The sequence below is a fragment of the Croceicoccus sediminis genome (assembly GCF_007570835.1).
In the GTDB taxonomy this organism is placed as follows: Bacteria; Pseudomonadota; Alphaproteobacteria; order Sphingomonadales; family Sphingomonadaceae; genus Croceicoccus; species Croceicoccus sediminis.
Map to the genome: position 1 here is coordinate 247,967 of NZ_SUNC01000004.1, position 13,625 is coordinate 261,591.

13 protein-coding genes are annotated in these 13,625 nt (G+C 62.7%); 4 read left to right on the forward strand and 9 right to left on the reverse strand.

Annotation, left to right across the window (positions count from 1 at the left end):
* Positions 1-240: 240 nt before the first annotated feature.
* The gene (lepA, locus tag FAX90_RS14280; RefSeq protein ID WP_144098093.1) at positions 241-2,058 is read right to left on the reverse strand and encodes a translation elongation factor 4; all 1,818 of its coding nucleotides are present in this window, start codon (positions 2,056-2,058) and stop codon (positions 241-243) included.
* Positions 2,059-2,200: 142 nt separating this feature from the next.
* On the opposite strand from lepA, the gene FAX90_RS14285 reads away from it, so the two are divergent.
* The 3 genes from FAX90_RS14285 to FAX90_RS16720 all read left to right on the forward strand — a co-directional run bounded on the left by FAX90_RS14285 (position 2,201) and on the right by FAX90_RS16720 (position 4,981).
* On the forward strand, positions 2,201-3,016 hold the full coding sequence (locus FAX90_RS14285) for an alpha/beta fold hydrolase (protein WP_144098094.1): 816 nt from the start codon (positions 2,201-2,203) through the stop codon (positions 3,014-3,016).
* A 73-nt stretch (positions 3,017-3,089) separates the two neighbouring features.
* The gene (locus tag FAX90_RS14290; protein ID WP_144098095.1) at positions 3,090-4,409 is read left to right on the forward strand and encodes an FAD-dependent oxidoreductase; all 1,320 of its coding nucleotides are present in this window, start codon (positions 3,090-3,092) and stop codon (positions 4,407-4,409) included.
* Entirely contained in the window at positions 4,406-4,981 is a 576-nt protein-coding gene (locus tag FAX90_RS16720; protein WP_205700701.1) for a hypothetical protein, read from the forward strand. The genes FAX90_RS14290 and FAX90_RS16720 overlap by 4 nt, the downstream gene beginning before the upstream one ends.
* On the opposite strand, the gene FAX90_RS14300 is transcribed toward FAX90_RS16720, so the two are convergent.
* The 6 genes from FAX90_RS14300 to FAX90_RS14325 all read right to left on the reverse strand — a co-directional run bounded on the left by FAX90_RS14300 (position 4,982) and on the right by FAX90_RS14325 (position 10,343).
* On the reverse strand, positions 4,982-5,368 hold the full coding sequence (locus tag FAX90_RS14300; protein ID WP_144098097.1) for a hypothetical protein: 387 nt from the start codon (positions 5,366-5,368) through the stop codon (positions 4,982-4,984).
* A gap of 352 nt (positions 5,369-5,720) precedes the next feature.
* The gene (gene dnaN, locus FAX90_RS14305; RefSeq protein ID WP_144098098.1) at positions 5,721-6,857 is read right to left on the reverse strand and encodes a DNA polymerase III subunit beta; all 1,137 of its coding nucleotides are present in this window, start codon (positions 6,855-6,857) and stop codon (positions 5,721-5,723) included.
* 227 nt (positions 6,858-7,084) lie between these two features.
* Entirely contained in the window at positions 7,085-7,834 is a 750-nt protein-coding gene (fabG, locus tag FAX90_RS14310; RefSeq protein ID WP_144098229.1) for a 3-oxoacyl-[acyl-carrier-protein] reductase, read from the reverse strand.
* Positions 7,835-7,839: 5 nt separating this feature from the next.
* Positions 7,840-8,451: a hypothetical protein gene (locus tag FAX90_RS14315; protein WP_144098099.1), complete on the reverse strand. Its 612-nt coding sequence runs from the start codon at positions 8,449-8,451 to the stop codon at positions 7,840-7,842.
* The gene (fabD, locus tag FAX90_RS14320; RefSeq protein ID WP_144098100.1) at positions 8,451-9,404 is read right to left on the reverse strand and encodes an ACP S-malonyltransferase; all 954 of its coding nucleotides are present in this window, start codon (positions 9,402-9,404) and stop codon (positions 8,451-8,453) included. The genes FAX90_RS14315 and fabD overlap by 1 nt, the downstream gene beginning before the upstream one ends.
* Positions 9,405-9,494: 90 nt before the next feature.
* Positions 9,495-10,343 (reverse strand): LD-carboxypeptidase, encoded by an 849-nt coding sequence (locus tag FAX90_RS14325; RefSeq protein ID WP_144098101.1) that lies wholly within the window; start codon positions 10,341-10,343, stop codon positions 9,495-9,497.
* Between the two features lie 66 nt (positions 10,344-10,409).
* Between FAX90_RS14325 and FAX90_RS14330 the strand changes: the two genes are divergently transcribed.
* Positions 10,410-11,858: a glutamate ligase domain-containing protein gene (locus FAX90_RS14330; RefSeq protein WP_144098102.1), complete on the forward strand. Its 1,449-nt coding sequence runs from the start codon at positions 10,410-10,412 to the stop codon at positions 11,856-11,858.
* A 110-nt stretch (positions 11,859-11,968) separates the two neighbouring features.
* Here FAX90_RS14330 and FAX90_RS14335 read toward each other — a convergent pair whose 3' ends face one another.
* Both FAX90_RS14335 and FAX90_RS14340 read right to left on the reverse strand, forming a co-directional pair.
* Positions 11,969-12,484 (reverse strand): GNAT family N-acetyltransferase, encoded by a 516-nt coding sequence (locus tag FAX90_RS14335; RefSeq protein ID WP_144098103.1) that lies wholly within the window; start codon positions 12,482-12,484, stop codon positions 11,969-11,971.
* A gap of 241 nt (positions 12,485-12,725) precedes the next feature.
* Positions 12,726-13,559 carry a GNAT family N-acetyltransferase gene (locus tag FAX90_RS14340; protein WP_144098104.1) on the reverse strand — a complete coding sequence of 278 codons (834 nt, stop codon included), beginning with the start codon at positions 13,557-13,559 and terminating at the stop codon, positions 12,726-12,728.
* Between the last annotated feature and the right edge of the window lie 66 nt (positions 13,560-13,625).

The window sequence follows — 13,625 nt, forward strand, 5'->3', positions numbered from 1 at the left end:
ACCCTCTGCAGTATTGCAAGCCTAAGAGGCTTGCTAGGCAAGCAGAGCAACTCAATTCGTATCTGAGATCAAGGCGTGAATCGTATTTAGGCACAGAACAACCAGCCACGGCAAAGCCGCGGCTTGACGTCGAACGGCTCGTGGCGGGCTTAGGCCCGCACGGCCGCCGGCCGTAATTACAGCCTCTCGCGCCTAAGGCGTCAGGCGCTGCGCGCCTGCCGACTTATTCGCGGGGCTTCATTATTCCTCACCCATCCTCAGCGCCGCAATAAACGCCTCCTGCGGGATGCTGACGTTGCCATACTCGCGCATACGGGCTTTGCCCTTCTTCTGCTTCTCCAGCAGCTTCTTCTTGCGCGTGATGTCGCCGCCATAGCACTTGGCGGTCACGTCCTTGCGCATGGCGCTGATGGTTTCGCGGGCGATCACCTTGCCGCCGATGGCTGCCTGGATCGGGATCTTGAAGAGGTGGCGGGGGATCAGGTCTTTCAGGCGTTCGCACATGCCGCGCCCGCGTTCCTCGGCCACGCCGCGGTGGACGATCATCGATAGCGCGTCCACCGGCTCGTTGTTGACGAGGATGGACATCTTGACGAGATCGCCTTCACGCAGCCCGATCTGTTCATAGTCGAAGCTGGCATAGCCGCGGCTGATCGATTTCAGGCGGTCGTAGAAGTCGAATACGACTTCGTTCAACGGCAGTTCGTAGGTCACTTGCGCGCGGCCGCCGACATAAGTCAGGTTGATCTGGACGCCGCGACGGTCCTGGCACAGCTTCAGGATAGAGCCGAGGTATTCGTCGGGCGTGTAGATCGTTGCCTTGATCCACGGTTCCTCGATCACCTTGATGCGGTTCTGGTCGGGATAGTCGGCCGGGTTGTGCAGGTAGATCTCGCGCGCCTCGTCCGTGCGGCTGGCGGCAAGGTCGATGCGATAGACGACCGACGGGGCCGTGGTGATAAGGTCCAGGTCGTATTCGCGGCTCAGGCGTTCCTGGATGATTTCCAGGTGCAGCAGGCCAAGAAAACCGCAGCGGAAGCCGAAGCCCAGCGCCGCGCTCGATTCCATTTCGAACGAGAAGCTGGCGTCGTTCAAACGCAGCTTGCCGATCGATTCGCGCAGCTTGTCGAAGTCGTTGGCGTCCACGGGGAACAGGCCGCAGAAGACGACCGGCTGGACTTCCTTGTAGCCCGCCAGCGCCTTGGTCGCGCCGTTCTTTACCGTGGTGATCGTGTCGCCGACCTTGGCCTGTTCGACTTCCTTGATCTGCGCGGTGATGAACCCGATTTCGCCCGGCCCCAGTTCGGGCAGGTCGGTCCGCTTGGGCGTGAAACAGCCGACGCGGTCGATCAGGTGCTCTGTCCCGCCTTGCATGAACTTGACGTTCAGGCCCTTCTTGATGGCCCCGTCCATGACGCGGACAAGGATGACGACGCCAAGGTACGGGTCGTACCAGCTATCGACCAGCATGGCCTTCAGCGGCGCATCGCGGTCGCCGGCGGGCGGCGGGATCTTCGCGACGATCTGTTCAAGGATTTCCTCGATCCCGATGCCCGACTTCGCGCTGGCCAGAACGGCCTCGCTGGCATCGATGCCGATGATGTCCTCAATCTCGGTCTTTACCTGCTCGGGCTCGGCGGCGGGAAGGTCGATCTTGTTGATGACGGGCACGATTTCGTGATCATGCTCGATCGACTGGTAAACGTTGGCCAGCGTCTGCGCCTCAACCCCCTGCGCCGCGTCCACCACCAGCAGCGCGCCTTCGCAGGCGGCAAGGCTGCGCGACACTTCATAGGCGAAGTCGACGTGGCCGGGCGTGTCCATGAGATTCAGCTCATAGGTCTCGCCGTTCTTGGCCGTATAGTTCAGGCGCACGGTCTGCGCCTTGATGGTGATGCCGCGCTCTTTCTCAATGTCCATGTTATCAAGGACTTGCGCGCTCATCTCACGCTCTGTCAGGCCGCCGGTGAACTGAATCAGACGGTCAGCCAGCGTCGACTTGCCATGGTCGATGTGCGCGATAATGGAAAAATTGCGAATGTTGCCAAGTTCGGTCATGTGCGCGCCATTAGCGGCTGCCCGTGACGATGTCAGCAGGGAACACGCATAGTCGGCCGTATCGTCGAACTTCCAGGCCGCAAGACGCTTGGCCAATAGTGTGCTGTTCGAACAGCCCGGAACCTGCTAGCCCGCAATCCGCATGCCATTCACCTTTCGCAAATCCACCATCGAAGGCCTGACCCTGCGGATCGGCCGCAAGGGGGCCGGATCGCCGCACGATGCGGTGCCGCTGCTTATGCTGAACGGCATCGGCTTCAATTCGGAACTGATGGAGGACTTGTCCCGCCAGTTCCCGGATCGGCCAATCGTCTGCCCCGACATGCCCGGTTCCGGCAAATCGCCAGATCCGGTTCTGCCCTATACGATGCAGCGCATGGCACGCAGCATGGCGGCACTGATGGAAAGCGAGTTTCCCGACCGCCCCTTTGCGGTTCTCGGCTTTTCGTGGGGCGGCGCGCTGGCCCAGCAGATCGCCGTGACCGCGCCGCGCAAGGTGGAACGGCTTGCCCTTGTCGCGACGACATCGGGCCTGCCGCTGCCGATCGCCAATCCCGAAGTGCTGCGCCGCCTGCTCGATCCGACCGAATATGTCGACCCATCAATCCTCGCCCAGAATTTCCGCGCCCTGTTGCACGAAGGCGGGGCCAGCGCGGGCCTGCTGCGCCGGTTCATGACGCCTACGCCTGCAGGCGTAGGCTGCCAGGTCGCGGCGCTTGCTGGGTGGAGCGCGGCACCGATGCTGCCGTTCCTGCGCATGCCGGTCCTGCTTGCCGGGATGACCGAAGATGCCGTCGTACCCATCGCGCATCAGCGGGCCCTGTCCTGCCTGATCCCGCAGGCCGAAACGTTCGAGGTTCGCACCGGCGGCCACCTGCTGCCGCTGGCCGTGCCCGATCGTATCGCCCCGCGCCTTGCCGAATTCCTTTCCGGCAAGGAAGCGCTTGTGAACTGCTAAGCGTCACCAGCCCTTCCCTTTTCCCGCGCGTTCGATAGCCTGAGAGAACTCGACAGATAGCGGGGGAAATTACGTGCGTCATATCGCGGTGATCGGTTCTGGTCCGGCCGGATACTACACGGCCGAAGCGGCAATCAAGCAGTGGGGCGATGACGTCCGCGTCGACGTGTTCGACCGGCTGCCCGTACCCTACGGACTGATCCGTACCGGCGTTGCCCCCGATCATCAGACGATCAAGGCCGTGTCGGGCCGCTATGAAAAGACCGCGCTGACCGAAAACGTCCGCTTCGTCGGCAATATCGCCGTCGGCAAGGACATTTCGGTCGAGGAACTGCGCGAGCTTTATGACGCAGTCGTGGTGGCAACCGGCGCACCACATGATCGCAAGCTGGGGCTGGAGGGTGAGGACCTTTCCGGCGTCTATGGCAGTGCGGCTTTCGTCGGATGGTACAATTCGCACCCGCAGTTCCGCAATCTCGATCCCGACCTGTCGCACGACACCGCGGTCGTCATCGGGATGGGCAATGTCGCGCTCGACGTGGCGCGCATCCTATCGAAGACAGAGAGTGAGTTCGAAGGGTCGGACATCGCGTCCCACGCGCTCGACATGCTGAAAGCGTCGAAAATCAACCGCATCGTGATCCTGGGTCGCCGTGGACCGCATCAGATCATGATGACACCCAAAGAACTGGGCGAACTGATGAAGCTGGACCGCGGCAGCCCCCATATCGACGCCGCAGACCTTCCGCCCGAAGCGGATGACGCCATGCTGGAGCCGGGCCTGAGAAAGTCCGTGAACCACTTGCGCAGCTTTGCCGCGATCCCCGAACATATCCACGCCGAAAAGGCGATCGAAATCGAATTCGACTTCTTCGCCAGTCCCAAGGCGATCCTTGGCGAAAGTGGCAAAGTGTCGGGCATCGAGGTGGAACGGACCGAGGTTCAGACCGGCCGCGCCATCGGCACCGGAGAGACTTACACGATCCCGTGCGGTCTGGTGGTCAGCTGCATCGGATATCACACCGCCAACATCCCCGGCGTGCCGTTCGACGAACGCCTGGGCCGGTTCGCCAATGATGATGGGCGCATTCTGACCGGTCTCTACTGCGTCGGCTGGGCGCGGCGCGGGCCATCGGGTACGATCGGCACGAACAAACCCGACGGCTTCGCCATCGTCGAAAAGATCGCCGAGGATATCGAGGCGGGCCTGCTCGGCAACGGCAGCAAGAAAGGCCGACCTGGTTTCGACGAGCTGGCCGCCGGGCGCGGGCTCGATATCGTGACGTTCCGCGACTGGAAGAAGATCGAGGAAGCCGAAGCTTCCGCCGCCCGCGACGGCGCCCCGCGAGAGAAGTTCGCCGACATCGAGGCGATGATCCGGGCGGCGCAGTGAATCCGTTAAAGCGTCGCAACACTGGTGTAGAGGCGTTCAGCCGTCAGTTCGAAGCTGACGGCGACGGCTTCATCTATCGCAAATACGGAACCGGTCCGGCATACCGGGTTACCCGACATGAACATGACGAAATGACCGACAATTTTCGGCGCAGCTGGCGCTGGCTGATGGTTGTATCGGTCACGGTCGTCATCGTTTTCGCAATAGGCTTTTCCGCGTTCGATAGTGCCGGAAGTCGAATCGTCTTCTTCGCATTCGGGATCGTCGCGGTCCTTCCTATGGGGATCGCGGTCAAACGCCTTTACGCGGCCCCGGAAATCCGGTTGCAACATCGACGAAGTCTGCACCCCGCAATGTCGGTTGATGCGCGCAAGCGATATGGCATGGCTCAGGTAAGCTATTGGCAGATCGCCCTATTGCCGCTTCTGGGCCTGCTCATACTGGGGTGGATCGCGGACGAGGTGGACGTGACAAAAGGTTGGGGACGAACCGCGTGGCTCGTCCCCGTAAGCATCTTCGTACTCGCTGTCGTTCAAGGCTGGCGGAAATTCCGCATGAGCCGCGAGACCTGATCAGCGGCCCTCGCCAGCCTGTGCGTTGGCCGGTGCAGGCGGCTGGAGGCCGTTGATCGTCTGGCCAAGACGCGCGCCAAAGCTCTGTGCCTGCGGGGCGCAGGACTTGTTCGCTTCCTCGACATTGCCAAGCAGGGTCGGGACCGTTTCGGGCGTGATCTTCGTTTCGATTTTGCCGCCGGTGCGCGCTTCGTACCGTCCCATGAAATAGCTCATCATGAAGCCCAGGCCGCGCTTGCGACCTTCGTCCTGCTCCTGCGAACCGGCAACCAGTGCCCATGTCGCACAGCGCAAGTCCGGGTCGGGCGCGGTTTCCTGCGCAGCGGCAGGCAGCGCGGACAGGCCGAGCGCGGCGGCAGCGGCGATGGATGCGTACTTGGCAATCATAGAAATACTCCCGTTTGGGCGCCCTCTAACGCGCGCGACACGCAAAGGACAACCCATCGCCGCCCGCGTTGGACGAACCGGCCTTGCTGCAAGATGAAGGGAGCTGGATCTGCAGGGGCCAAGCCACAACGGGGCGCGAAGCGACACCCGCAAGCGCGTCCGCCCGCCGCCGCTTATGCGGCGAAGCCAAGGGGCGAGGATGCGCCCCGCCCGGCGTTTGAGGGCAAAAAACAACGATTGCCCGAGACGACAACGAAAATAGTGCCCGCTTGCGACCCGGCGCTCAGCGACCATAAAGGTCGTGAGCACCGGAAGCGCGATCGGGCGCTATTTGCAGCCGAGTATCGGGTAATCAGACCCGCATCGGCATCAGGACGTAGAGAGCGGGGCTCGCATCGTTCTGACGGATCAGTGTCGGGGCACCGGCATCGGCGAGATGCAGCTCGACGTTGTCCCCTTCGATCTGGGCCAGGATATCCTTGAGGTAGTTGGCGTTGAAGCCGATCTCCAGCCCCTCGCTGCCATAAGCGGCGGCGATTTCCTCGGCTGCGGTGCCGTTGTCGGGCGACGTCACTGACAGGGTCACGCGGTCGGTATCAACCGCCATCTTCACGGCGCGGGTCTTTTCGGTCGCGATCGTGGCGACGCGGTCAACACCGGCGAAGAAGGACTTGGGATCAAGCTTCAGCAACTTGTCGTTCCCGGTGGGGATGACGCGGCTGTAATCGGGGAAGGTGCCGTCGATCAACTTGCTGGTGAGCACGATGCCCCCCTCTCCACCCATCGTGAAGCGAATCTTGCTGGCCGACAGGTCGATCTGAACGTTGGAATCGAGCGATTCCTCAAGCAGCTTGCGCAGTTCGGCGACGCATTTGCGCGGCACGATCACGTCGGGCATGCCCTCTGCGCCATCGGGGCGCGGGATGGTGTAGCGGGCAAGACGGTGCCCGTCGGTGGCCGCGGCCTTCAAAACCGGCTGTCCGCCCGGGCCGTCGTCGGCCACGTGGAAGAAAATGCCGTTGAGGTAATAGCGCGTTTCTTCCGTGCTGATCGCAAACCGGGTGCGATCGACGAGCTGCGCCAGCGTCGCGGCGGGAATCTCGAACGTGGTGGGCAGGTCGCCTTCGACGATGACGGGGAAATCGTCACGCGGCAGGGTCGGCAACTGGAACCGGCTGCGGCCCGCCTTCACGACCATGCGATTGTCGGCGGTTTCCAGGCTGACCTGCGAACCATCGGGCAGCTTGCGCGCGATGTCGAACAGCAGGTGAGCCGAAACGGTGATCGCGCCGGGGCTTTCGACCGAGGCGGCGGGCATGGCCTCAACCACTTGCAGGTCGAGGTCGGTGGCCATGACCTTGACCGTGCCATCGGCCTTCGCCTCGATCAGGACGTTGGACAGGATCGGGATCGTGTTGCGGCGTTCCACCACCGACTGCACGTGGGACAGGCTGTGCAGCAGGGTCGCCCGTTCGATCGTCGCCTTCATTTCAATCAGATCCCCTTTTGCCCGACCGTGTCGAGAGGACCGACCGGGCATGAAATACGGTCAAACTTTCCTAGCGGATGGGTGAGACCGGACAAGGCGAACGAAAGAAGAACGGGTCGATTCTGGGGATAAAAGACGGGGATGACGGGAATAGAACGCGCAATCGATGCGATCCGCAGCGCCATTCGGCAGGCGGGGCGGGCAGGAAATCCACCCGCCCCGGCCGATCAGATCATCGCCATGCCGCCGTTGACGTGCAGGGTCTGGCCTGTGACGTAACCGGCTTCCTTCGAGGACAGGTACGCGACAGCTGCGCCGATGTCCTCACCCTCGCCCATGCGGCCCATCGGGATGCGGGCGTTGAGCGCGTCTTTCTGCGCATCGGGCAAAACGTCGGTCATGGCCGTGCGAATAAAGCCGGGGGCCACGCAGTTCACGGTGACGTTGCGACTGGCCAGTTCCTGCGCAAGCGACTTCGACAGGCCGACAAGGCCCGCCTTCGCCGCGGCGTAGTTCATCTGGCCGGGATTGCCGGTCGTGCCCACGACGCTGGTGATCGAAACGATACGGCCGAACTTGGCCTTCATCATCGGCCGGGTCGCGGCGCGCATCAGGCGGAACGCAGCCGAAAGGTTGATGTCGATGACCTGCTGCCAGTCCTCGTCCTTCATGCGCATCATCAGCCCGTCACGGGTGATGCCGGCATTGTTCACCAGGATGTCGAGACTGCCCAGCGTGTCGATCGCAGCGGGGACGAGCTCCTCCACCTGCGTCGTATCCGACAGGTTGCAGGTGATCTCGACGTGGTCGCCGCCCACTTCCTCGTTCAGCTGTTCGCGAAACGCGCGCAACTTGTCACCGTTGGAGCCCGACAGCGCAATACGTGCGCCCTGCCGTGCAAGGGCGACGGCGATGGACGAACCGATCCCGCCGCTGGCCCCGGTGACAAGCGCGGTCATGCCGGTAAGGTCGAACATCTTGTTCATTCCACGTTTCCTTCTTCACGCAATCTATGAAGCCCTTCGATGCGGATCAGCCGCGCCTTTGCAAGTTGAGGGGCGTAATTCTCTACAATGGTGACGGCGTCCTGCCCAAGACCGGCCCCGGGACCGGAGGAAACGCCGCCCGTGATGGCCGCCATGGCATCGGCCCGTTCCGATCCTTCGGCATCTTCTTCGCCCGACAGGATACGCAGGTCGCGCATGCTGGCCTGGTTGAGCCGTTCCTGCACCTCCATCCGGACAGGCGCTGAAAGCGGCATGGCATTGAGAATGCCCATTTCGACCAGGTAACCGGTCTGCGCGCCGAATGCCGCCGACATCGTTGCCTCGTCCCAGTCCAGTTCCGCCATGCAGCGATAGAGGTGGCTTTCCAGGGCTCCTGCCAACGCCTCCGTCGGATCGGGAATCCTGCCGCCCGGCTCGTAATCGAAGTGATCGGTGTAATAGGAAATGTAGGCCGCGTTCTCCGCGTCAGTCGCATCGCGCATGCAGGCAATGTTTGGCGGCACGTCGGCGTCCTGCGCATGGGCATGCGACGTACCGACGATGCCGCCCGCGATCAGGGCAAGACACGCGCTTGCAAAGCGGCGCATCACAGCTCCTTTGCCAGCGCCTCGATGTCTTCCATCGTCACGATGCTGGTGACGACCGCATCGGGGAACGAACGCTTGATCATCGGGGCCAGCACTTTGCCGCCCAGTTCGTAGAAATGCGTCACGCCAACCGCACCCATGCCGATCGCGCTTTCGCGCCAACGCACGCGGCCCGTCACCTGTTCGACCAGCAGGCGGCGGATTTCCGCAGGATCGGCAACCGGCTGCGCGGTCACATTCGCGAAGACCGGCAGGATCGGCGCACTGGGCGGCGTCGCAGCCAACGCCTCGGCCATGGCATCGGCGGCAGGCTGCATCAGCGGGCAGTGGAAGGGGGCCGAAACCGGCAGCTTCACGCCGCGCTTGATGCCAAAATCCTTTACCATCGCGATGGCGCGATCGATCGCATCTACATGGCCCGACAGCACGACCTGCGTCGGATCGTTGTCGTTGGCGACGGTGCAGACCTGGCTTTCGCCGGTGGCAGGATCGACGGCCGCGGCTTCGGCCAGCTGCGTCGCCTTTTCGATGTCGGCACCCAGCAGTGCGCACATCGATCCGACGCCGACCGGCACGGCAGCCTGCATCGCCTGTCCGCGCAGTTTCAGAAGTTTTGCGGTGTCGGCAACCGAAAAGGCCCGCGCGGCGCAAAGCGCGGTATATTCGCCAAGGCTGTGCCCGGCGACATAATCGCCCTTTTCGCCCAGCGACACGCCGAATTCACGGCCCAGCACGCGCACCACGGCCATCGCATTGGCCATGATCGCGGGCTGTGCGTTTTCGGTCAGGGTCAGCTGGTCCTCGGGCCCTTCGGCCATCAGCTTGGCCAGGTCCTGCCTCAGCGCGTCGTTCACTTCCTCGAACACTTCGCGGGCCGCGCTGCTGGCGGCGGCAAGGTCCGCGCCCATCCCGACCTTCTGGCTGCCCTGACCGGGGAAAACGAATGCCTTCATGAATTGAATCTCCTCTTGCCGGGCGGGTTAGGCACCCCGGTTCGCAGGGGCAAGCCCTCACAAGCCCTCACCCCGGCGAAATGTCGATAATCAGTCCGCCGTGGAGCCGCCGCCTGCGAAAGCGCGCTGCATCCCGAACGGTACGATCCGGTTCGCATGGTCGTGGCCGATGTCGGCACGGCCAAGGTACTGGATCCCCGCCCTTGCACACCAGTCTCTTGCGATAGCCTCGGCATCGGACCCGAACTCGCGGTCGTTTTCCGGCACGTCGGATACGCGGCCCAGGCGCAGCCCGGCGATATCCATGCCTTTCAGCACCTCCACCAGATGAAAGAACAACCGGTCGACGGAGTAGAGATATTCGCTCACTTCCTCGACCATGACGACATGGCCGCGAAGGTCGGGCATCAACCGCGTTCCCGCCAGCATCGCCAGCGTGGTGAGATTGAAGGCGACTGTCGGCCTGTGGTCCAGCGTGGGTTCAAGCGTTTCGGCATCGCCCTTCATCCAGGCCAGCACCCGCTCCACCGCCTCGCCCCCGTTGGCGCGTTTTACGTCCAGCGGCATCGGCGCATGGACCGGCCGCCCTATCCCGGCCTTGTACAACGAGCCCAGCAAGTAGCCCCCGTCGGACGAGCCGAGAAACACTTTCCGATCCGCATCGCGCGACAGGTAAGTCAGCGCTGCCTCGCATATGCGGTTCGATCCATATCCGCCGCGTGCGAACCAGACCGCGTCGATCGTGGGGTCGTTGGCGCAATCCAGCAGCGCCTCGAGCCGCTGTTCGTCGGTCCCGGCGAAATGCCCCGCCTCGTAGAAGCACTGTTCGTGAAAGTGCAGCTCCACACCTTCGAAGCACGAGGCGACTTCCCGGACGGGCGCGACGAGTTCGCGGGGGAAGGTTGCCGACGGGGCGCAGATCGCGATGCGTATGGCCATATGCATGTGGCTATCCGTCGCACCCGCGATTGCCAAGCGTGACGGCAGGCAATAGCCACAGGGGCGATGACCGATACCCCGAATTCGCAAAACCCCGTTTCACAGGTTCAGGACCTGTCCGGCCGCCCGTTCTTCTTCTGCGGAATAGGCGGATCGGGCATGTTGCCGCTCGCCTGCATCCTCAACGCACGCGGCGCGAAGATCGCCGGATCGGACCGCAGCCGCGACCAGGGCCGCAGCGCGGAAAAGTTCGCCTGGCTCGAAGCGCAGGGCATCGACCTGTTCCCGCAGGACGGCAGCGGCATCACGTCGGGCGAACAGGTCCTGGTCGCCAGCGCCGCGATCGAGGATACTGTCCCCGAAGTCGCCCGCGCCAGGGAACTGGGCTGCCTGCGCGCCAGCCGGGCCGAGCTGCTGTCGGCCCTGTTCAATGCCGCCCTCACCTCCATCGCGATTGGCGGGACCAGCGGGAAATCGACCGTCACGGGCATGACCGGCTGGATCATGGATCGGGCGGGCACTGATCCCACGATCATGAACGGCGCGGTGATGAAGAACTTCGTCGCCCCGGATGTCCCGTTTGCCAGCGCGCGGGCCGGACGCGGCAAGGTCTTCGTATCCGAAGTGGACGAAAGCGACGGTTCGATCGCGCTTTACCAGCCATCGGTCGCGGTCCTGCTGAACGTCACGCTGGACCACAAGTCGATGGACGAATTGCGCATCCTGTTCGGCGATTTCCTTGCCGCCGCCGATGTCGCGGCAGTCAATGCCGACGATGCGGAGGCGCTGGCCCTGCTGCCGCGCGCGAAACGGGCGCTGACGTTCGGGATCGATCAGGAAAAAGCGCAGATCGGCATCGTGCCCGGCTCCATCGCCGATGGCCCGACGCGGCAGGCCGCAACGCTGATCGACCGGCATGACGGCCGGGAATATCCCCTCGTCCTCAACGTGCCGGGACGCCACAACCTGTCGAACGCGCTGGCCGCGATTGCCGCTGCGGTCGCGGCGGGCGTGGCAGTTGGCGATGCGGTGACCGCGCTGGGCAGCTTTACCGGCCTTGCCCGCCGGTTCGACATCGTCGGCACCAGCGCGTCGGGCGTGACCGTGATCGACGATTTCGGCCACAATCCCGACAAGGTCCGCGCCACGCTTCGGACGCTGCGCAGCCATCCGGGCCGCGTCATCGCCTTTTTCCAGCCGCACGGCTTTGGCCCGCTTAAACAGATGGGCCGTGAGCTGGCGCAAGTCTTTGCCGAGGAACTGGAGGCTGACGACCGCGTGATCCTGTGCGATCCGGTCTACTTCGGCGGCACCGTGGACAAGAGCGTGGGAAGCACCGAGCTGGCCGGGTGGATCGCCGATGCCGGCAAACGGGCCGAACACATCCCCTCGCGCGATGCCTGCGGCGACCGGATCGCCGAAATCGCGACCCCCGGCGACCGCGTGGTCGTGATGGGCGCGCGGGACGACACGCTATCGACCTTTGCCAAGGGGATTCTGGACCGGCTAGGCTGATCGCGAACCTTCATTGTCGCCAGACCTTTCCTTTATTTGCTGACGACGAAACGAAAAAGGGCAGCCGATTTGGGCCGCCCTTCGCTCGATTATCCCCTTCCGACGGGTTGTCAGAACGTCTTGGTCAGGACGACCAGGCCGGGGTCGCCCGCGAAGCCGCGTGGCGTGAAACCCTTTTCCCGTTCGAGTTCGATCGCGGCGTGGTTTTCGCGCGCCTCGATCGCGATCACCTGCTTCAGCCCGCGATCCTGCGCGGCCCTGGCCAGCACGTCGAGCATGGCCCAGCCCACTCCGCGACCGCGATAGTCGGAATGGACCGATACCGCGATCTCGCCCACGTCCATGCGCGCATCGCAGGCCAGCATCGCCGTTGCCACCAGCGCACCATTGGCCATGTCGAAGGCAAGGAAATTCTCGGTCTGCCAGTGGTCCACTTCGACCAGCGGGGCAATCTGGTCATGCCCGATATGCGCCTGCGCGCTGAGGAAGCGGAACCGCCGGTCGCTCTCGCGCACGTTCTCGAAAAAATCCTCGAGCAGGGCCTCGTCGCGCGGCTCGACCGGGCGAACGGCAAGCTGCACGGCATCGCGGGTGAGGACGGTTCGCTGGGCGGCCATCACGTTCATCGGCTTTCTCCTGATATCGCTGCCGGAACCCTCGCCGGCCATGGGAAAGACGATAAGCGGGCTGCTGCAGAAGCGATTTGATCTGCCGCAAGCAGGCGCGTGACGTTTATGGATATGCGGTTGCGTTAAACGCAATGGCGGGGGTTGGTGGAAAACGGACGTGGCCAACATCGCTCAGCGATGACAGCAAACGCCCCAATTGCGGACGTTGCCTCTTAATCGGGATATCTCCGGCAAAGACCTAGGCAAAGGAATAAAGGCGCATCTCCGAGCCAAGCGTAAACCCCATGGATGTGTAAAGGGGGCGCCCTGCTTCCGTCGCATGCAACCAGAGACGTCCATCGCCGCACTTTTTCTGAGCTTCTTCTATCGCGCGGCGCATCACGGTTTCGGCATACCCTCCGCCGTGCAGTCCGCGCCTTGTGGCAACCATAGCGACATAGATTTCGTCATCAAGAGGATAGGTCAGCGCGGAAGAAACTGCCTTCCCATGATCATAGCCAACAATCCCGAAATTCTCGCCAGACCATCGGTACATATTGCCAGTTACCGAGAACAATTCCGGCGGCATTTCATATGCATCGGCGTTTATGGTTCCAATATCAGAGCCTGTTGCCTCTTCCAGTGCGACGCGCATTTGAAGGTTTGCCGGATCCCGCCGGGGCGGTGCGAGCTTATCTGTCGCCATACCCCACATGCTCATGGAAAACTCAAGCGCCTCATCCTTTACGATCTCCTCGGTGTTGTCCGGAAGCCATTCGGGACACATCAGGAGCATCGCATCATGGGGGCATTCCTCCGCGTATCGACGAGCAGTAGTGATGGCTGAGCGAAGGCCGCCAGCATCAGCGATCGGTCGGTCGATAGTCAGCATATTGAAGAATGGGCAAATCGTGTTCGATAAAGAGACGCAAACCACTCCATCCTGAGTCTGCAGATTACCCGGATACTGGCTGCTCATATGACGCCAAGCAGCAGTAAACGTGCGCACAACTTCTGATGTTTCGACGGGCGTATTAGTCAAATTATCCGTCCCCTGCTGTGAACTGCCGATTGGATGGTCGGCCTGTTGCATCCTACTTTATGAAAAGTGATCCAGTCATCTCAGCTTTAACGATCCTGTCAATGAACATCGCTCTAT